The organism is Gilliamella sp. B2824 (genome assembly GCF_026536245.1).
GTDB lineage: Bacteria > Pseudomonadota > Gammaproteobacteria > Enterobacterales > Orbaceae > Gilliamella.
Window position 1 is genome coordinate 65,599 of the sequence record NZ_JAFNON010000007.1, and the last position, 21,893, is coordinate 87,491.

The 21,893-nt window shown below is 36.3% G+C and carries 17 protein-coding genes; 2 read left to right on the plus strand and 15 right to left on the minus strand.

All coding sequences use genetic code 11. The features are described from left to right. Window positions 1–11 precede the first annotated feature (11 nt). The 5 genes from J3U56_RS08020 to gss all read right to left on the minus strand — a co-directional run bounded on the left by J3U56_RS08020 (window position 12) and on the right by gss (window position 10,537). Entirely contained in the window at window positions 12–1,022 is a 1,011-nt protein-coding gene (locus J3U56_RS08020; RefSeq protein ID WP_267367305.1) for a hypothetical protein, read from the minus strand. Window positions 1,023–1,152: 130 nt separating this feature from the next. Further along, window positions 1,153–3,831 (minus strand): putative virulence factor, encoded by a 2,679-nt coding sequence (locus J3U56_RS08025; protein WP_267367306.1) that lies wholly within the window; start codon window positions 3,829–3,831, stop codon window positions 1,153–1,155. Continuing rightward, window positions 3,828–6,854 carry a virulence factor SrfB gene (locus J3U56_RS08030; protein ID WP_267367308.1) on the minus strand — a complete coding sequence of 1,009 codons (3,027 nt, stop codon included), beginning with the start codon at window positions 6,852–6,854 and terminating at the stop codon, window positions 3,828–3,830. The genes J3U56_RS08025 and J3U56_RS08030 overlap by 4 nt, the downstream gene beginning before the upstream one ends. A gap of 8 nt (window positions 6,855–6,862) precedes the next feature. Next, window positions 6,863–8,404, minus strand: a complete 1,542-nt coding sequence (locus J3U56_RS08035; RefSeq protein WP_267333892.1) for an SrfA family protein — start codon at window positions 8,402–8,404, stop codon at window positions 6,863–6,865. Window positions 8,405–8,662: 258 nt separating this feature from the next. Next, on the minus strand, window positions 8,663–10,537 hold the full coding sequence (gss, locus tag J3U56_RS08040) for a bifunctional glutathionylspermidine amidase/synthase (RefSeq protein ID WP_267333893.1): 1,875 nt from the start codon (window positions 10,535–10,537) through the stop codon (window positions 8,663–8,665). A gap of 195 nt (window positions 10,538–10,732) precedes the next feature. On the opposite strand from gss, the gene ybeD reads away from it, so the two are divergent. Together ybeD and J3U56_RS08050 are read left to right on the plus strand one after the other, a co-directional pair. Then, a complete protein-coding gene (ybeD, locus tag J3U56_RS08045) occupies window positions 10,733–11,002 on the plus strand; it encodes a DUF493 family protein YbeD (RefSeq protein ID WP_065634508.1) in 270 nt (89 codons plus the stop codon). A gap of 74 nt (window positions 11,003–11,076) precedes the next feature. After that, complete coding sequence (locus J3U56_RS08050; protein ID WP_267344418.1) at window positions 11,077–12,354, plus strand: bifunctional O-acetylhomoserine aminocarboxypropyltransferase/cysteine synthase; 1,278 nt, start codon at window positions 11,077–11,079, stop codon at window positions 12,352–12,354. Between the two features lie 53 nt (window positions 12,355–12,407). On the opposite strand, the gene adk is transcribed toward J3U56_RS08050, so the two are convergent. The 10 genes from adk to tyrS form a co-directional block, all read right to left on the minus strand. After that, window positions 12,408–13,052, minus strand: a complete 645-nt coding sequence (gene adk / locus J3U56_RS08055) for an adenylate kinase (RefSeq protein WP_267333895.1) — start codon at window positions 13,050–13,052, stop codon at window positions 12,408–12,410. Window positions 13,053–13,091: 39 nt separating this feature from the next. After that, window positions 13,092–13,340, minus strand: coding sequence for a zinc-ribbon domain-containing protein (locus J3U56_RS08060; protein WP_267333896.1), 249 nt, complete (start codon window positions 13,338–13,340; stop codon window positions 13,092–13,094). Between the two features lie 3 nt (window positions 13,341–13,343). After that, window positions 13,344–14,810: a ribosome biogenesis GTPase Der gene (der, locus tag J3U56_RS08065; protein WP_267348791.1), complete on the minus strand. Its 1,467-nt coding sequence runs from the start codon at window positions 14,808–14,810 to the stop codon at window positions 13,344–13,346. Window positions 14,811–14,825: 15 nt separating this feature from the next. Then, window positions 14,826–15,998 carry an outer membrane protein assembly factor BamB gene (bamB, locus tag J3U56_RS08070; RefSeq protein WP_267333898.1) on the minus strand — a complete coding sequence of 391 codons (1,173 nt, stop codon included), beginning with the start codon at window positions 15,996–15,998 and terminating at the stop codon, window positions 14,826–14,828. 26 nt (window positions 15,999–16,024) lie between these two features. Then, complete coding sequence (locus J3U56_RS08075) at window positions 16,025–16,741, minus strand: YfgM family protein (RefSeq protein ID WP_267333899.1); 717 nt, start codon at window positions 16,739–16,741, stop codon at window positions 16,025–16,027. Window positions 16,742–16,759: 18 nt separating this feature from the next. After that, entirely contained in the window at window positions 16,760–18,037 is a 1,278-nt protein-coding gene (gene hisS, locus J3U56_RS08080; RefSeq protein ID WP_267333900.1) for a histidine--tRNA ligase, read from the minus strand. A gap of 24 nt (window positions 18,038–18,061) precedes the next feature. Then, window positions 18,062–19,171: a flavodoxin-dependent (E)-4-hydroxy-3-methylbut-2-enyl-diphosphate synthase gene (ispG, locus tag J3U56_RS08085; RefSeq protein WP_065634500.1), complete on the minus strand. Its 1,110-nt coding sequence runs from the start codon at window positions 19,169–19,171 to the stop codon at window positions 18,062–18,064. Window positions 19,172–19,257: 86 nt separating this feature from the next. Then, window positions 19,258–19,692 (minus strand): helix-turn-helix domain-containing protein, encoded by a 435-nt coding sequence (locus J3U56_RS08090; RefSeq protein ID WP_267367310.1) that lies wholly within the window; start codon window positions 19,690–19,692, stop codon window positions 19,258–19,260. Between the two features lie 58 nt (window positions 19,693–19,750). Beyond that, window positions 19,751–20,617: a pyridoxal kinase PdxY gene (gene pdxY / locus J3U56_RS08095; protein ID WP_267367312.1), complete on the minus strand. Its 867-nt coding sequence runs from the start codon at window positions 20,615–20,617 to the stop codon at window positions 19,751–19,753. Between the two features lie 4 nt (window positions 20,618–20,621). Further along, window positions 20,622–21,893: a tyrosine--tRNA ligase gene (gene tyrS, locus J3U56_RS08100; RefSeq protein ID WP_267367315.1), complete on the minus strand. Its 1,272-nt coding sequence runs from the start codon at window positions 21,891–21,893 to the stop codon at window positions 20,622–20,624.

The following is a 21,893-nucleotide window of genomic DNA, read 5'->3' on the forward strand; positions in this document are numbered from 1 at the left end:
TGTGTTCCCCATTATTTTTGTAACTCGTCTAATCGTTCTTTAGCTAATGTATTATTCGGATCACGGTCTAATGCAGTTTCATACCAATAACTTGCTGTACCTTTATCTGCTTTAAAACAATTATTTGCTTGATAAAATTTTTCGTCATACTCTTTAGCATAAAGGAAAGCAATCTGACCATTTTGCTGGGCTTGATTTGCATATAGACGCTGAGCAATATTACATTTATCCGCCTTTTTTGCATCATTAATTAACTGGATAATTGCCTGAGTATCAGGCTTGGTTTGTAAACACTGTTGAATAAAAGCCAGATCGTCAGTTGTGGTATTATTTAAACTGCATTGCGCATTAACTTGAGCTGTAGGTTCGACAGGTTGTGTTTTTTGAAACACTAAAAAATACCATGCAGCTAGGCCAAGACCAGCTAAAATCAATAGAACAATGATAATGGTGATAACCAAGCCTAATTTACTCTTCGATTTTTTTAACTGAGGAGTCTGAGCAATCTCTGGTTCAATTACTGTTTCGACGTCAAGTTTAACCGGCTCAATAAGGTCATCATTTTGCGTCTCAATGTTGGGGATTTGTTCTGGTTCTTCAGGTAGTTCAACAGGTTCGGTAAGTGATTTGGTTTCAACCGATGGATTATCTAATGGCGGTTGAACAACATTTAATGCTGTTGAAGCAAGTACATCTTCGGCAATACTAACAACACCACCATCAATATAACGTTGGTTTTGTTTGTCGCGTAACTGTATTAGAAATCGTTTGGTATTGTCCTGAGATAATAACGAATCAACTAACCATTCACTCACATAACCACTAATTTGTTGGTTATCTACTGACAAATCAGCTATTGAATGCCAACACTTTTCGGGTCCCCATTGTTGCAAACCAGATAAATAATAACCATCTTGATTACGCTGTATAAGCATATCGATATCAGCACTACCATTCCACTTTTTTGCCGAAAACTTCGCAATTCCAGGTTTATAACCTTCTAATTCAATTCTTAATGCCATAGTACCCTCTATTTCGCCTCCCAATCACCAACCTATTTTGTCATTCAGTAATCAATAACAAAACTTTCATTTAAAATCAGGAAGATCTAATATTATTTTTAGTTAATTTTTCAATCTTATTGTTATCACATTAATTTATATAAGCTTGCTTAAAACTAGCCAAAATCTCGCCCAGACGACTATTTTGTTCTTGACTAATTTCACGCCCAGCATGATGTCCAATGTTTTCTTGAGCAAGCATCGCAAATGCAATAAACCAATCGAATATTGCATACTGAGAATAATTTTTAGTTTTCTCATCTAATATAGGCAATGGATGCGATTGCTGATGCGTAAATTCAGCTACCGGTGAAGAAAAAATAGGTTTACCTTGATTCACCCGGCTCATTGGTATATCAACAGCTTGTCCCTGAACAAAACCAAGCCAAGCAATAAAATCTGCTAATAAAGTATGAATGGTGCTCACTTGTCTTGACTCAAGATCATCACGTTTACTACCCGTATTTTCATTATTTAAAATGCGATCAGTTAAATTTGCCTCAAGCTTTAAACGATTTGCAGCTGTGATTAACTCTTCGACGATAAAAGATAACGATTTCTGATGTAAACCAAAGAACTGCAAAACATGTTTATCTAATACCATATTTCTTAAATAATCCAACCAAGCGGTAAAAACTGTTTTGGCTAATTTTGACTCGGTAGGTAACGAAGATGTAAGCGTCACTTCAGACGAAAAGGTTGCATCAGAAAATAACTCAAAATCAGTATTTAAGCCAAAATCAGTTGATAAATCATCACTATTTGCATGCACATTATGAGTATCTTGAGTTGTTTCAGTATCAATATTACTCGTATGATAAAGCGCACGGATAGTTTGATCTGGCAGTTCTAAAGTTTTGAGTAATTCGCCAAGTAATAATGCTTTCCCTTGTAGTTCTTTCACTACATCAGTAATAATCTGTTTTTTCTTACTTAGTTCTTCATCACTATCAGCATGATACCAAGTATCAAAACGCATATTTATAATATAATCAATTTTTTCATTAAGCTGTTCTAAAATACGCTGTTGCTTAACTTCAGTAATGGCAACTTGTTCTAAATATTGGCTAATGCGTTCAATCCCACCATCATTTAGCTGCAACATAGCATCCCACGCATTAGCCGGTTGATTAACATATTGCTCAATATCAGGATTTTCAATAAATGTTTTTCTCAATAGCAACATTTTTTGTTGATAACTTTCGTTATAAGATAATTCACGATTGGAAGTGGCATCAACGTTTAAAAACGGCACATCAAAACCGGGTTTTCGCACTAAAAAAACATTATTGAATTTATGACCATTTGACCAATTTGTTAACCAATCATAATTACCAAAGCGCTCTAAAATAGTTTGTTGTAGTAACCCACCTTTACCCCAGCTATTTTTGAGATTATCTTCTGAAAGTATTAATGAGCTACCAATACGTTTATCAAACATGGTAATCGCCCATAATAATCCTGCTTTTTTTGTTGCTCTTTTTTCAGCTGTCTCACCTTGGGTTTTATCAATCCAACGTTCAAGCACGGGGCCGACATCGTTAACATCAGACTGTTTGTCTGATGGCGTACAGACAACCAGTACGTTCATTTCTTGATTATCAGTATATTTTTCAAAAAGATAAGCCACTTTACCTCGCAATAAAAGCTGAGCAATCGGGTTACCTTCTTTAACATCAGAGACAGAAATCAAATTCAAACGGCCGCGATACCCAGGAAAATCAAGCAAATCAACTTTTTCAAAAGTAGTAACCCGTGTTGGATTGACTAAAGGAAAAATCAGCTCAGCAGTCAAAAATGCTAATTGAGCGATAGATATTGTAGTTGGCTCACCATTTAGTGGCGTAATAGTGACTTGAGTATCGCGATCGGTATTTAATCGTTCAAGAATATCGACATTCATAATGCTATCAATTTGCGATTTAACACCATCATTATCTTTCACTAATACTGATAGTGGAGCATAAACAGTATCAACATGGTTTAAGCTGCTTAACGTTGTGGCGAGTTGGGTATAAGCCACAGTCAATTCGTTTATGCCACCCCATAACACCGAAAAAAGTTCACCTCGATCAAGTATTGAAAGATAGGGGAGTAATTGCATCGCCTTTTCCCAATAGCCGCCTTTCAATCCTTCTAAAGCATTGCCAAAATTTTCGGAAAGATAATCATAAAGATCAACAATATCGTCTTCGGTTATCCCACTAGTGCGCTCAGTTTGCTTCTTGCCTTCAAGCTGTAGAAGCAGCTGTTTCAATGAAGAGAATTCGATTTTATTCGTGATTTTTTGTTGATCAAAATCTTTAAAATAAGCATTAATTAGAATTTTTACAATTTCAATCTCTTGAAATAATCTTAATTCTAATGGGTAGTTGGCTATTCCCCCTTTGGCTATACGACTAAAACGGGTAACCAGTCCAGTTGCTTCTTTACCACTTCCAACAGGATTAACATGTTCAATAAAGTCTAACACTTGATTGTCAACAACTGTTTCAAGTTTACCGTTTTCACCGGCAGCTAATGCCGAGATAAGATAAGATTTACCCGCTTGCGATAACCCAAAAAAACCGACCGCCACAGATTTACTTGAGACATCACCCAATCTTTTGGCTGTATTACGTAAACGACGAAGATCAAGAATTAAGTTATCAGCCTCGCTATTCAATCGTTTGGATGAATCACGAGTCTGTTTCACCCATTCAATCGCTTGTGCTGACGCTTGATACACTTGATCCCAAGATTTAGGAAGTTGTTCATTTAAATTATTCATCGTTTTATCATTCCACTATCAAGCCAATATTGTGTACTTATTAATCCAGAATTAACCATTGTATTTAGGTTCAATTTGATATCATGATTTTTATTACAAGCACGCCCATCAGAGGCTTTAACATCTTTAATATAAAAATTCTCAATGGTTTTTTGTCGACTTTTTATGCCTAATGTCACTTCTAATACCACACCTTCAGTACTCAAGCGTTTAGCCACTTCACTGTTTTCTATAGTTAAAATATAAATTGGTGACGCCGGCCAACGTTCGATTTCTAATTGCTTGAAACCGAGCCGTGTGGTGCCACGGATCTCAAAAGAGGTATCGGGAAAGTCATAATCAGGATCATCTAAATCAATATCTCGGTAATAAACATTTTCCTTTTTTATCATATTAAGATTATCTAAAAGACCAATATATTTAACTGTAGAATATAAATCGATATTTGATGATCTAAAATAAAAATTAGGTAAACGTAAATTTTTACTTAAAAAGCATAACATAGCTCCAACAGCCGCTGTTGTTTTAGGATCGTCAATACGTTCTTGTTTATGGAATGGATACCAACCGCCAGTATAATAACCATGTAATGGTAAGATTCTTCCGGCTGGAATTGACAAGCGCGATCGAAAATAACTTTGTACACCAGGTAAACGTGACGGGCGACCGGTTAACAATAATACATCACATTGATAACAACTAATGATTTCAGACAGCGCGTCAAACGTTTTACAAATATTGTAATAATCACCACGTATAAATAAATAATGAATTCGTTTAAGATTAATCTCAATATTTAAGTCCAATACTGAAAAAGTAGGATTATTCAGTGCTCGCCGAATCGGTTCATTAATAAAATTAAGCACATGATCAGTCATGACATTATGCTGTAATAGCTCCCTAAAAGTAGCATTATACACATGTTGCTCGGCATGCAGCGGATCATAAAGCTCATACCTTTTTAGTACTTGCAAACCTAATGGCGTAAATAACTGTAAAGTTAATTGTTGACGTAATACCGCATCTTGAATAGAAAGCTGCTGAGAACCAATAATTGCTGATAAAATTGGATTAGGATCAGTAAGCCCAGCTTGTTTTAAGCCATTAGTCAAAGCTGTGAGTACAGTGTCTTGAATAATATCAAGTAAAATATCATCGCCCGCCACTTTAAAGCCATCACGAAAACGTTGAATTGGAACAATATAAGCATTACTGCTATTGATTTGCTTGCTGGTACCGTAATCAAGCTCATAATCATTTATGACTAAATCAGTAGTACCACCACCAATATCTACTGTTGCAATTGTGAGCTTTTGTTTATTGGTTTTATCTGGACGTACCATTGATGCAATAAATTCTTCACTGCGTCCATTGTAATTATTTTGTGTTTCGTTAAATAAATATACAACTTGTCCACAAGTTGCTTCATCCCATTGAATATAAACTTCAGGGATGTTTGGCCAAATACTTTTTAATTGTTCTGGATTATTAAAATCAATATTATCATCAGAACTATCCCAACCAAGACTTTTCCATACAAGTCCAATAGCTTGGTATACACAACTTTTAAAAATGGCTTGTTCTGGTTTTGGCATTGCAGGTGGAATAGTCAAAATAATAGAACGTAGGTTACGCGGCGTTTTAGCGTGTTCGAGTTTATTACGTTGCGCAACGCTATTCATCTGCATTAATGCATGCATCAAAACTTCACAGAGCATGAATGTCATTAACGAACTTCGCGAATATTTTGGATGAAAAACCGGCATTTTGCGATCAAACTCTTCCTCAATATCATTGCTTAAAATATGTAGTGCTTCACCATATTCGTTAATTAAACTCGAAAATGGTTCAGCGGTGGCAAAGGGTTCATGATCACTTTTTACATAATGGGAATTAAAACGCCAACCTTGCTCATATTTATCTTGATCCCATAAATAGCGTTTAGGGCTAGAAAGGCCAGTAGCACCTTCATTGCCTTCTCGTTGACTAGCTAAACGGCTTGCCTCAGTCCCAACACGAACAATACTTGGCCAACGGAATGTGTCTCGTCTTCCACTTTGTAACGAAAAATGTTCCTTACCAAAAAAAGTTTGCGCAAATTCAACACGGCTTTCGAAAGGTTCATTATAGATATGCTCAGGCTGACCTAAATCACGAATCTCAAGCTCATAACGACGATTTAAGCTATCTTTATCTTGCACATGATCTTCAATCAATATTCCACAAGTGCGTGAATTACCCACATCAAGAATCATATCAACGGGTATTGATTTAATCACATCATCTTTAGCATTTGATACAATCTTAATAGTTGGTAATTGTAATGAATCAGCAAGTAAATTGATGATATTTAGATAGTGTCCATAATAAGCTTTATTATTAATTTCTGTATTAATATCATCTTTATGTATTTTTAAACGATCAGTTTGAGGCGCTAGCTCTTGAAACAAATCAATTAGCCAGCTTGTTACCCATTTAAGTTCTAAATACCATGAAACGTGATCTGAACGATGTGCCAAACTAAATACTGCTCCAGTTTTAACATCATTTTCGGTAGGCGCTAAATAGATCACATCTTGCATATTGGTGAAAATTTTAGTATCAAATGCAAAGGTGATGCGATGGGTATTACCATCAGGATCTTCACCCTCAGGGATACTGACAATTCGCACGCGGCTCCAATTATGCGGTCCTTTATCAAAACGTTCTGGAGGAATCGATCTTAAGACAGGAATTGGCAACCAAATCCCATCATATAATTTTAGTGATTGCTCAACACTTATTTCTTGTGTTGGTTTAACCGCAAAAGATAAATCATCTGGCGCAAAAAATTTACCACTCTCGGCATTCTCAATCAGTCTTATTAATGCCCCGCTTTCAGATGGGTCAATAAAATAACCATTTAATTTACTGCGCCATTGATTATCTTTCCAATCTATCTTAAGTGCAAAATCAAGAAACTGAATACCACTATTCATAATAAGTGTGACTTCTTGACCATAATTGCGTAATTCTGGAAGCATATACTACCTTATTGTTTTTTCATAGTAATTGGGAATGTTTTCCCGTTATCATAAACCCCTTGGCAATCAGCTTGATTGTTTTTACCAGGCGTACATTGAATTTTTGGTAATTGATATTTACTATTGTCACTACATATTGCTTCAGTATTGCTGGCAATATTTAAATTCGACTTGTTAATACCGCTCTCTACTTTACCTACACACTTAACACCATCACTACGTGTTACGGTAACTTGACCATTACCTTCATTAAAGTCATAACTCAATTGTAATGGTTTGCCTGTAGCTTTATCTTGAATACCGCCTCCAACAGACCATTGACCATCTAAAAATTTAGTTGATCCTTGTTTAAGTTGATCTTGAGATAAAGCTAAATTATTAGTTTGATCTGGGTTAGTTCCTGTGCCTGTTTGCTTACCATCATCTAAATCGGGAGGAATTGATCCTTTGCTATTTTCATCTTTTTTATCAGGTTCATTAGTCGGCGACTTATCATCGTTATTATTTTGATTATCAACTTTATCTTTTTCTGAATGATTAACCTGCTCATCTTTATTTAACGTGTCTGAGTTTTGGTTAAGACTATTATCATCTTTAACATCATTAGGTAATGTAGCGGAATCAACAGGATTAACGGTGTTAGCTACAACATCACCATTCACTCGGGTACCATTGGCATCAATAATATCATGACCGTTGGTTGTTACTCCGTTAACCACTTTAATGTTTCTATCGATTACTTTATCAGTAGGTTCAGGATCTTTTTTATCTTGTTCCAGCTTTTCATCGGTAACAGTAGAAGAAGAAACATGATTATCTCTACCTAAATCAGCATTAATCGATACTACAGGGGATTGCCAACAGCCTCGAAGCCAAAAAATCGCCAATAAAAGTAATAATAGAGGCAGTAATGCAAGTAACCAGAGCCACCAGCGTTTCCACCATGGTTTGTTAATAGTGGCCGGCTCAGTAAATGTATGAGTGGCTGATGGAGTTGGTTGTTTGAATGATTCTAAACAATAAAATGGTGAATTGACTTGCGCAGTTTGCGGATAAACAAATCCCCAAAAAGTAATAACAGGTTTACCGTTAACAATATAGACAAATTGATTACTTGGAAATCGAATTGCCATCAAATTGGGTTCTAGGTCATCACTCTTATTGTTGGGATCATAAATCAAGCGACTAAAAAGCAGTTGATCGCCTTCTAAATTAGGGTTGCTTGCTAACTGTTTACCAAAATTCAATACTTTGTGTTCAAACTCTTTGAGTAAAATCAAAGCTGATTCTTGCTCTGATTCGCTCGCTGATGTCCAAGGTACAATATCATATTGCCCATCAGGTTGATCTGATTCAAAAGGAATGTACCAATCAATAATATTACCTTGATCATTACGTTGTGGTATAGCTAAACAATCGGCATATTGTTTACCTAATTTAATTCTAAACATTTCACGGATTTGCGCCGCAACAAGATAAGCGGCTTTCCCATCATGCCCAAGCATTTTGAAATCTTTAATATCACCACTTCGAAGTAATGTATTTACCATATATTCCTTTTTATCCCATTATTTTAATTATATTTATGTAACTCAATCAATTTCAACAAAAACCTAATTATAAACATAACCACACTACATGATAGTGTAAGTTTTTCATCGAATTTTTTTAGTCGACTAGGGTTAGTCAATAACAATGAGAACTTATTAAAAATAAATTAATCAAGTGATAGTCATTTACCTATCTAAAATATGTCTATTCTTGTTACATCTGGTATAACTATAACCTGAAAATTCTTTACAAAGAAATTATTTCATAAATTGCTCATCAGTTAATACACGTAGTGGTTGCATATCACTTTCACCTTTTATCACCAAAGTGGGATCTGAACGTAAACACGCGCCACCATAATGACCTCCAACAGTGAAAGTACAAACTTGTAAATATCGATCATCGACCTTAGGTAAACACCAAAGCTCTTGGTAAATATTTTCTTGCTTAGCAAATTGACCAACCGTTTTGCCTAGTGTTTGTTCTTGACTACTGACTAATTCAATATCACTACCGCGTCGACCGGCAATAGGTTTAATGGCATACCCTTTTTTGATAAGATCTGCATTAAGTTCAAACGTTGATTCTAATAAATAACGATGATTAGGAAACAATGACCATAGCACTGGTAAAATCGCTTTATTACTTGGTATTACTGTCCATAAAGGCTCAAAAACCGAGACTTCAGGTCTTAAAAGCACGTCAATTAATCGGACCGCATTTTCAGGATGCCAAGTACGAATCGGTAAGCCAGCAACTTGCGCCTCACTTTCTTGTCGCAGCTGCTCTAATACTGTTTCCCATGCCCATGTTTTCCATACACAAGTGACCTGCCTGTTTTCATCATCAACTAATTGCCCTTGCTTATCCCATTTTAAACCAGTTAAGCCACGTAATATTTTGCTTTTAAAACCAGCTAAAGTCAGGGCTTTTTGCATAAACAAAGCGTGATAATTTTCCTCACTATCATTATCTTGCATGATGTGTACAAAAGCTTGAGCATCACTATGCTTCCAACAGTTAGCAAGCGAATTGAGTAACCCTGCACTCGGATTAGTACCAATATTGAGTTCAGCTTGTACCGCCCATTTTTCCAAAATTTGCCCGGCTTCTGTATGACAAGATGCAGAATCTGCATTGTATTCATAGACTTTTAAACCGCGCTCATCCATACAAAAATCTAAACGACCTGTTATCATTTGATAGCGGCGCTGTTGCCATGAAAGCCTTAATCTTGGCCAAAGTATTTCTGGAATATTAAAATTATTTAATAAATGATCGTCTTTTAGCACTTTATCCGTTGCATGCAAATACATCAAATGTAATTCATTCGTCGCACGGATTAATTCTTGTTCAGCACTTTCTGAAATAGTGAAGTAACGATAATGATCATCATGACTAATTGCATGACCTGCGGCTAACACATAGGTGCTTTCTAAAGGATCTGACTCATCAAGCCATTTTTTTTCAAATTGTTCTTTATTCGTTATATGAGCACTATGAATTTGTAGTAAGGGTTTTGCTACTTCAGGTTGCGGTAAACTATGTTCAGTTTTATCTGTTTGAATCATCCAACCTAAAATTTTCGTATCATCAAAGGTATCATGTAATAAATAACCTTCATTTGTTACTGTCATCTTAAGTTCACGCGTCCATTGTTGACCAATAGGTAAACGCGTATGTATCACATTTTGTTCAGCTATTCTAATTTTGTCATCAAATACTTCGGTAATAACTGCAACATGCCCCGTTCTATCAAATACGCCACCATCATCCCAGATTAATAATGAGCCTGCTTCGGGTATTTTTTTACTACCATTAGCAAAAGCTTGTAAAGGTAAAATAGCTTCATTAACCACTTGCCTTAAAAAGCGTAGTGAAAATATTTCGTGAGCCATACCAACATCAGTGAAAACAATCCCATAATTCAAAAACAAAAAACGCCTTGCAAATTCGACACATTGCCACTTATAGCCCATATATTCGTATCCTGAATAACTACGAAAGGATGCATCATCAGGGTATTGTTCGGGATCTAATGTTTCATAATCTGAAGAATAAATGGCAACGCCGCCCGGTGCATAACCTAATAATGTGCCAAAGGGTTCTTTATTGTTGGACTGAGATAACATGCTGTATGGCCTTATGATTGATAGTTAAGATATGTTTTATAAGTCATAATAGAATTTTATTATCATAGATCAAATTAGAGCCTTTAAAAAGCGATGTTTATTTTTTGTTACTTGAAGAATCATAAAATGCCTATATATAGGAAAAAGTAGATTACACTAGTAATTAAAAATACCGATTAACTGAGAAATCAAATTATGCAACAGAAAACAAAATTAAATGAATTATTAGAATTTCCATGCTCTTTCACGTATAAAGTAATGGGAGAAGCAAAACCTGAATTAGTTGACAAAGTGGTGACAGTCATTCAAAAACATGCGCCGGGTGATTATACACCTTCAGTTAAACCAAGTAGCAAAGGTAATTATCATTCGGTTTCAATTACAATTAATGCAACGCACATTGATCAAATTGAGAATCTATATAAAGAGTTAGGTGATATTGATATCGTAAGAATGGTATTATAACACTTTACCTTTTCAGGATTTTTTGCGCAAAATAGAGCCTTGTTGTTATATTATTATAATTATGAGGCTCTAACATGAAACCAGAAACAATTGCTCTACACACAGGCTATAGTCCAGAACCAACCACCCATGCTGTTGCTGTCCCCATTTATCAAACAACATCATATGCTTTTGATGATACTCAACATGGCGCTGATCTTTTTGATTTAAAAGTCGCTGGCAATATTTACACACGTATTACTAACCCAACCAATGCTGTACTGGAAGCGCGCATAGCTGCTCTCGAAGGAGGAATAGGTGCATTGGCTGTCGCCTCAGGTATGGCCGCAATTACTTATGCAATTCAAGCTATTACATTTGCCGGTGAAAATATTGTTTCGGTTTCCAAATTATATGGCGGAACGTATAATTTATTTGCTCACACACTACCTAACTTCGGCATTACAACCAAGTTTGCACCGCATGATAACCTTCAAGCTATCGAACAACAAATTGATGATAAAACCAAAGCGTTATATTGTGAAAGTATTGGTAATCCAGCCGGAAATATTGTTGATTTATCGGCGCTTGCGGAGATCGCTCATCGGCATGGCATTCCTTTAATTGTCGATAACACTGTAGCAAGTCCAGCACTTTGTCGTCCTTTTGAGTTTGGTGCCGACATTGTAGTGCATTCATTAACTAAATATATTGGCGGCCACGGCAATAGTTTAGGTGGCATGATTGTCGATTCCGGTAAATTTCCATGGAAAAAATATCCGGAAAAATATCCAATGTTAAATCAACCCGATCCCTCTTATCATGGTGTTTCATATACTGAAACTTTTGGCGATGCTGCTTATATTGCGCGTTGTCGAGTTATTCCATTGCGTAATATGGGAGCGGCACTTTCACCATTTAATACTTTTTTATTACTGCAAGGGCTTGAAACATTATCTTTACGTATTGAACGTCACTGTCAAAACACCTTAAAAGTCGCTCGATATTTAGCATCTCATCCACAAGTAAGTTGGGTTAACTATGCCGGTCTTGATACTCACCCTGAGCATTACTTAGCGGTTAAACAGATGGATAAGGGGTTGCCGGCTGGAATTTTATCTTTTGGTATAAAAGGCGGCATACAAGCTGGGGCTAAGTTTATTGATGCTTTAAAGCTAATTCTGCGTTTAGTTAATATTGGTGATACACGTTCACTTGCTTGTCATCCAGCGTCAACAACTCATCGTCAACTTAATGATGAAGAATTACAAAAAGCCGGAGTAAGTCAAGAAATGGTGAGATTATCTATCGGAATAGAACATATCGATGATATTATTGCCGATTTAGAACAAGCGCTTAACGCTGCAAAATAATGTCAAAAAGAGCAAGATAAAATTAACTTCTTGCTCTTTTAGTTAACCCGTAATTATCCTAAAATTTTAGCTAACTCTTTAGTGACCTCTGCCACAGGTTGCGTTCCATCAATACGGAAATATTGCGTATGACCTTGTTTAGCTTCATGCTGATAATAACTCACTAAAGGTTTAGTTAATTGATGATATTCAACAAGACGTTTACGCACGATATCTTCGTGATCATCTTTACGAATAGTTAATGGTTCACCAGTAACATCGTCAATATTCTCAACTTTTGGTGGATTATGGCGAACATGATAAACCCGTCCTGACGGTGCATGAATTCGTCTGCCACTCATACGGTCAATGATTACTGAATCAGGAACATCGAACTCAAGCACATAATCTATGTCAATATCTGCCGCTTTCATTGCATCAGCTTGCGGTACTGTGCGAGGAAAACCATCTAGTAAAAAACCATTAGCACAATCACTTTGCGCAATACGCTCTTTAACTAACGCAATCACCAGCTCATCAGTAACAAGCTTACCGGCATCCATTAGTTCTTTAGCCTGCAAACCAAGTGGACTACCCGATTTAACTGCTGCACGTAACATATCCCCTGTTGAAATTTGGGGAATACCATATTTTTGCATAATAAATTGTGCTTGAGTGCCTTTTCCAGCGCCTGGCGCACCTAATAAAATAATTCGCATAAAATAACCTCTTATGACTCTAATATAGATAAAGTCTTTTTACTCTGGTAAATAGTGAAATATCACCTTACTGCTAGCAATTAAACCATCAGTATGACAAATATAATTAATTGCACCACAACCTTTAATCATTTGAGCATTTTGCTGACAAATGGGACAAATGTATTGTTCAAGGTAGTGCTGCTTACAATGAGAACAGACATAGTGTTGAGGTGAAACAACTTGCATTTTACAATGGCATTTAGGACAAAAACCCTCTTTACCATCTATACTAACTTGCTCTGACATAAACTACTTTCGCCCCCTAACATGTTTCATCAATCGACGGCGTTTACGTTGTTGAGATGCGGTTAAACTATTTTTTCTGCCTTCAAATGGATTAGCACCTTCTTTAAATTGAATACGAATAGGTGATCCCATAATTTTCAATGAGCGTCTAAAATAATTCATCAAGTAGCGCTTATATGAATCAGGTAACTCTTCAACTTGATTACCATGAATCACAACGATCGGTGGATTATATCCTCCCGCATGAGCATATTTTAATTTAACTCTGCGCCCTTTAACTAAAGGTGGTTGATGATCATCTTGAGCCATCTGCATAATTTTAGTTAATAATGCAGTGTTAACTCGTCGTGTTGCACAATCATAGGCTTCTTGAATTGAATCAAACAAGTTGCCAACACCACTGCCATGGAGAGCAGAAATAAAATGAACACGTGCAAAATCGATAAAATCCAGTCTATCATCTAGCGTAGTTTTCACTTGTTCTTTAATATCTTGCGATAAGCCATCCCATTTATTCACCGCAATAACAAGTGAGCGCCCACTATTAATAATAAAGCCAAGGAGTGATAAATCCTGATCAGATATACCCTCTCTAGCATCAATGACTAAAATCACAACATTGGCATCTTCAATAGCTTGTAGTGTTTTAATAACAGAAAATTTTTCAACGGTTTCTGTCACCTTGCCACGCTTACGAACACCAGCAGTATCTATCACAACATATTCGCGCTCATCACGGGTCATAGGGATATAAATACTATCACGAGTGGTGCCGGGCATGTCATACACGACAACGCGCTCTTCACCTAGAATACGATTTGTTAGTGTTGACTTACCAACATTTGGACGACCAACAATAGCTACTTTAATTGGCTGATTAATCAATGATTCGGTTTCATCACCTAAATCATCGTATGATTCAGGTAAATCATCTAGTTCATTGTGAACACTAACTTCAGTTGCTTCTTCTGATTCAAATTGAAAAATTGGATCTAAGACAGTTTCGATTAATGAGGTTACGCCACGACCATGACTAGCCGCGATGGGGTGAATTTCACCTAATCCTAAGCCATAAAAGTCAGAAACAGCAGTATCGACATCAATACCATCAATTTTGTTAGCAACTAAAAAAGTCGCTTTTTGACGTGAGCGTAAATGCTTGGCAATAGCATGATCAGCAGGCATAACACCCGATCTAGCATCGACCAGAAAAAGCACAATATCGGCTTCTTCAATTGCTTGTAGGGATTGTTCAGCCATAAAGCTTTCAACCCCTTCTTCTGTGCCATCGATACCGCCGGTATCAATCACGATATATTCATGACCTTTGATCTCAGCTCGGCCATATTTACGATCACGAGTTAATCCTGGAAAATCAGCGACTAAGGCGTCTCGAGTCCGAGTTAAGCGATTAAATAAAGTCGACTTTCCAACATTCGGACGACCAACTAGTGCTACTACAGGTATCATGTTTATCTAATTACCTTAATTTTTTGTAAATGCGTAAATATCACCATTTTTTGCTTGGACAATTAATTTATTGTCCACAACTAATGGTCGGGAGATTAATCCACTACTACTTACTTGTGTTTTAGCAACAATTTCACCATTGTCTTTATTTAGCCAATACAAATAACCCTCAAAATCACCCACAACAATATAATTTTGATACACAACAGGATCGGTTAATTGACGATGTAAAAGACTGGATTGAGTCCAATCAACAGCCCCACCATTTTTAGTGATAGCTTGGATATTGTCATCTTGATCAACAACAAATAGTTGATGAGAATCAACTGCAAAACTGTGCGTTGAGCCAATTTGTTTTTTCCATACAACTTGACCATTACTTAAATCTAATGCAGCAACATTACCATTATACCCTACAGCATAAACAAGATTGCCTTCAACAACTGGTGTGGAATCAACATCGTTCAATTTTGCAATTTCAGTTGAACCTGTTGGCTGCGAAATACGCTGCTGCCAAATAAGTTGTCCATCTTTAATAAAGTAAGCATCAACACGTCCATTATCATCACCGACAATTGCAGCACCATGAGCTATAGTTGGTGTTGAATTCCCCCTTAAAGATAAAGCAGGAACATCAAAAGACACATCCCATAATTCATCGCCAGTGTTACGATTAAGTCCTTGTAGTACACCGTTAGCAGTATGTATGATTAATTTATCTTCTGAAGATACAGGGCGCGCTAAGACTTCACCTTTCACCGGTTTTTCCCAGACCACTTTACCACTATTGCGTTCTAAAGCATAAACAACTGCTCGTTCACTGCCTACATATACATAATTATCATCTGCACTTACGCCACCAGAAAATAAAGCTGTTTTACTGCTAAATAAGGTACTTTGTGATAAATTGATATCCCAAATCGTATTACCGCTTGATAAATCAAGGGCTTTTACCTGACCACTACGACTCGCTACATAAATAGCATTATCATAATTAATCGGCCCTAATAAAGAGTAAATTTGCGTATTACCTGATGTACTATTTCGCCAAATTTGTTGAATAGGAAATTGATTGTTGACTGTCGGTGATGGTGAAATTTGAACCACATCTTCTTCACCACCAAATAACGAGCATCCAGCAAGTGAGAACATTAAAACACCGGTAAAAAAACATTTTGATAACTTCATTTTAAAGACCCTTATAGCAGGATAAATTAATTTTTATTTTGTTCTGTTGTTGCTTGTTGTGTCTGAGCTTTCTGCTCAGTTTTAGCTTGTTCTTCTTGTTCAACTTGTTGTTTAGCTTTTAAATATTCAGCTTGATTTAACTTCATTTTGATATTTGTTTCTAACTCTTTAGTTGGTCCCGAAGTTAAAGCGAGATTATATGCATCAACTGCATCACTGTAACGCTCTAATTTGACTAATATATCACCACGCAGATCGTTAACAATTGGCGCCCAACTTTTTTCAGTGATATTCGTTAACGAATTTAAGCTATCTTGATATTGACCTTGCTGATTTTGTAAGCGAGCAATACGAACATAAATAAGCGATTTTATCGGTTCTGCATCAGTCTTTTTCAGCGAATCAGTTAGCAATGTTTGCGCGCCAGCATAATCTTTTAATACATCAACATAAAACTTAGCTGCACGTAAATTAGCAAACACACTATAAACAGTATCATTATCTTTAGCAAAGGCAACTAATTCATTGACAGAATCGGATTTTGTCTCATCTAACTTTTTAATTAATTGCTCATATCGATCTGATGATTCTATCGATTGATTCACTTTATAAGATTGCCAGTAACGCCATCCATAAAAGCCTAATAATCCAATTACGATAACTGCTACAATAATTTTCCATGTCTTAGCAAGAAATTCTTTTATCATCGAAAATTGTTCTTCACTCGTTAATTGATGACTCACTTTTTTCTCCTATTTTCCTTATTCTATTGCTAAACAAGTTTGAACAATGTTGGCCTTTGCAACTTCAATTTGTTCACCTGTTTTCAAATTTTTAATCGTAACTGTTTGGTTTGCAATTTCATTTTCGCCAATAATGACGGCTATTTTAGCACCTAATTTATCTGCTTTCGCAAATTGTTTCTTAAAATTACTTGATCCATAATTAGTCACAATTCGTTTGTTAGGTAATCCATCGCGTAATTGTTCTGCAATACATTGTGCCGCTGAAATCGTTTTTTCATCGCCTGATGAAATCATATAGATATCAATCGCGTTTTCTTGCGTAAATGATGGATTTACCGCCTGAACTAATAATACTAAACGTTCAAGCCCCATCGCAAATCCTACTGCTGGCGTAGGTTGCCCACCGAGTTGGCTAACCAGTCCATCATAACGACCGCCACCACAAACAGTCCCTTGCGCACCTAAACTACTTGTTACCCATTCAAAAACAGTACGATTATAGTAATCTAAGCCGCGAACTAATCTTTGATTAATATTGTATTTTATTCCTGCATTATCTAACAATCGACATAAGCCTTCAAAATGCTGCTTAGAATCGTCATCTAAATAATCAAATAATTTTGGCGCTTGGTTAAGCAACTCTTGTACTACTGGATTTTTTGAATCAAGGACTCTTAGTGGATTAGTATACATTCTACGTAAACAGTCTTCATCCAATTTATCTTTATGTTGCTCAAGAAAGTCAACTAAAGCTTTTCGATAATTCGCTCTTGCCTCAAGTGAACCGATTGAATTTAATTCTAAAGAAGTATGTTTTTCAATACCTAAGGCTTTCCAAAAGCGTGCAGTTAACAATATCAGTTCAGCGTCAATATTGGGACCTTCAAGTCCAAATACTTCAACACCAAATTGATGAAATTGACGATATCGTCCTTTTTGCGGTTTTTCATAGCGAAAAGCAGGACCTAAATACCAAAGGCGCTGTTCTTGGTTATAAAACAGCCCATGCTCAATACCTGCACGTACACAACCAGCCGTTATTTCTGGACGTAAGGTAATACTTTCATCATTACGATCGTTGAAAGTATACATCTCTTTTTCAACAATATCAGTTACTTCACCTACGGCTCTTTTGAAGAGTGCTGTATCTTCAACAATGGGGGTTCTTATTTCATTATAGCCATAGCTATTTAAAACACCTTTGACAATTTTTTCTATCTGTTGCCAACTTGCACTATCTGCTGGGAGTAAATCATTCATTCCCCGTATTGATTGGATTTTTTTCTCTGCCATTCGTTTATTCGCTATTAAATAAAATTATAATTCAGTTGCTACAATTCGGTTTTTCAAAATCGAGGCTTTGGCTCGAATTTTGGATTCTAATTCATCAATCATTTTTTCGTTATCAATTCGACCTATACGCACACCATCTTCATAAAAGCCACTTTTATTATGTCCACCAGCAACGCCCATTGTCGACGCAAGTGCCTCACCAGGGCCATTGACAACACATCCAATAATAGAGACATCCATTGGAGTAATAATATCTTCTAATCGTTGCTCTAATATATTTACAGTGTTAATTACATCAAACTCTTGTCTTGAACAGGTAGGGCATGCAATAAAATTGATGCCTCTTGCGCGTATACGTAACGATTTTAAAATATCAAATCCGACTTTAACTTCTTCAGTCGGGTCTGCCGCTAACGATACACGAAGCGTATCACCAATACCTTCAGACAGAAGTAAACCTAACCCTATTGCCGATTTTACCGCACCACTACGCACGCCCCCCGCTTCAGTTATACCTAAATGTAAGGGTTGCTTAATTTGCTTCGCTAATAATCGATAAGCATCTACCGCAGTAAAAACGTCCGATGCTTTAACGCTTACTTTAAATTGTTCAAAACCAAGCCGGTCGAGTATATCCACATGCCGCATCGCCGATTCAACAATTGCTTGAGGTGTCGGTTCGCCATATTTTTCTTGAATATCTTTTTCTAAAGAACCCGAGTTAACACCAATTCTTATCGGAATGTTTTTATCTTTTGCACAATCAACAACCGAGCGAATTCGGGTTTCATTACCAATATTACCGGGATTAATTCTTAAACAATCCACACCATATTCAGCAACTTTTAAAGCAATACGATAGTCAAAATGAATATCAGCTATGAGTGGAACTTTAGCCTGTTGTTTAATATATTTAAACGCTTCAGCTGCATCCATAGTTGGAACTGATACTCGCACAATATCAACACCTACGCGTTCAAGTGCTTGTATTTGAGCAACTGTTTTGGCAACATCAGTTGTACGAGTATTGGTCATCGATTGAACTGCTATAGGCGCACCACCACCTATAGGTACGTTGCCAACATAAATCCTTGTAGATTCTCGTCTAATAATCGGTGAATCTTGATGACTCATAACCTGCCTAATTATATTACAAAATAACTAGCCAGTAATCTTAACAAGATTTAAAGCAAAAGTCTGTATGAGAATAACAAAATTTGCTAACTATTAACATGGTTAGACGTCGATGGAGAAATATAATGGCTAACTTCAACAAAATTACTTTTATTTGCTTTATTAACACAATATAGAGTGATACCTAATGCACATAAAATGACAAAAATAATCATAAACCAGATTCCTTTTCCGCGTTTACGCTTATAATTACATTGATAATTACTCTTTTGTTGGGAAGGATATTGCTCAGATAGCTGATCAATATAAGGTTGATACTCTTGAGCGGATAAACCAACAAGCTCAGCATAAGAACGAATATACCCTTTAACAAATACGAGGGGGGTTGTAATTATTTGTCCGGTTTCAATATCTTCAATAATCGTTTTGCGGACATGGATTTTATTGGCGATATCATCTTGAGTTAACCCCATTTTTTCCCTTAAAGCTGAAAGTTTTTCTCCTAATGATATAGTATCCATTATCCCCTCATTTATTTTGTTAAACGCAATTTAGTTTTATTTTTACATATTTTAATAATTAATCAATTTTTTTTGCACGAAACCAATGAGTTGGTTTTTCAATTTCATTTTGTGCTGCAACTAATTGTAATTCATATTCGTGTTGTTTTAAAGTTTCAAGCATCACTGCATATACCGCAGCAGTGGTATGTTCTAATGCCTCAACAAGCGATTTTCCAAGTAATATATTCGCCAAAAATAATCCACTTGTCATATCACCGACACCAACCGGTTGTTTAACACCAAAATCAACTAATGGACGGCTTATATGCCAAGCTTCATGTTGTGTAACTAGTAACATTTCAAAATTATCTTTGTTATAGCCTGCTCGGCTTAAATGTTTGACTAAAATAACTTTAGGACCTTTATTACAAATTTTTCGGCAAGCAATAACTGCTTCATCAACATTACTAATGTGTTGTTTATCATTTAGCTCTTCTAATTCGAGAATGTTAGGCGCCATCATATCAGCAACAGATAAAGCGGTATTACATAAAAACTCAGCAACACCGGGCGCAACAACACAACCTTTTTCAGGATGTCCCATTACAGGATCGCAAAAATAAATCGCATTTGGGTTGACCGTTTTGACCTTTTTAACAATCTCAATAATTGCATTGCCTTGTTCTGGCGAACCCATATATCCACTTAAAACTGCATCACACCGCTTTAATTCATGAATTTGATTAATTCCATCAACAATCTCAGTTAAGTGCGATGCTGGCATTACCGTTCCAGTCCATTGTTGATATTGTGTATGATTAGAAAATTGCACTGTATTTAAAGGCCATACATTTACACCAATACGACGCATAGGAAATACAGCCGCACTATTACCAGCATGACCAAATACCACATGTGACTGGATCGATAAAATATTTTTCACTCGATTATCCCCAAATTAACAAACAGTAATATTTTTTACCACGACGCAGTAAAGTATAACGATTAAACAGTTTATCGCTATCAGTAAAACGGTAATCAATTGTTGAGTTACGTTCTCCATTTACCGAAATGGCATTTGATTCTATCATGGTTCTGGCCTGACCTCGGGAAGGTGCAAACTGTGCATTAACGATTGCTTGTTGTAAATCAGCATCATTTTCAATTGATAGTGTTGGCATACCATCTTGCGCTAACTGTTCAAAATCTGCTTGCGATAAATCACTTAATTTTCCTGAAAAAAGACTTTCGGTAATACGTTTCGCGGCAATTAGCCCCTCTTCACCATGCACTAATCGAGTCACTTCTTCTGCCAATACATATTGAGCCCTTGGTGCAACGCCACTATTTTTGTCTTCTTCTTCCAGTGCATCAATTTCACTTAATGGCATGAAAGTGAAGAATTTTAAGAAGCGATATACATCAGCATCAGCCGTATTAATCCAAAATTGATAGAATTTATATGGACTAGTCTTTTTCGGATCAAGCCAAACAGCACCACTTTCTGTTTTACCAAATTTAGTTCCGTCAGATTTTGTGATTAATGGCACAGTTAAGCCATATACCTGTTTTTGATGTAAACGGCGGGTTAAATCAATACCTGCGGTAATATTTCCCCATTGATCTGAACCACCAATTTGTAATACGACACTGTGAGATTTATTTAAGCACGCAAAATCATAAGATTGTAATAGACTATAAGAAAACTCAGTAAATGAAATGCCTTGCTCATCGCGGTCAATACGTTGCTTCACTGATTCTTTATTAATCATAGCATTGACTGAAAAATACTTACCAACATCACGTAAAAAAGTGAGCACATTCATACCACTAAACCAATCATAGTTGTTGGCAACAATGGCGGCATTTTCACCACAATTAAAATCTAAAAATGGTGACACTTGTTGTTTAATTTTTTCACTCCATTCAACAACTGTTTCTTCTGTATTGAGTTTACGTTCAACGGCTTTAAAACTCGGGTCACCAATTAAACCCGTTGCGCCACCGACCAAAGCTATCGGTTTATGGCCAGCTAATTGAAAGCGTTTTAAACAAAGTAAAGGAACTAAATGACCAAGATGCAAACTATCGGCAGTAGGATCAAAACCACAATAAAGCGCAATGGGATGTTGTTCTATGAGTTCTACCAGTGCTTTTTCATCAGTAAGCTGAGCAATCAGTCCACGCTCTTGCAGTTGTTTGATCACATTTTTTGTCAT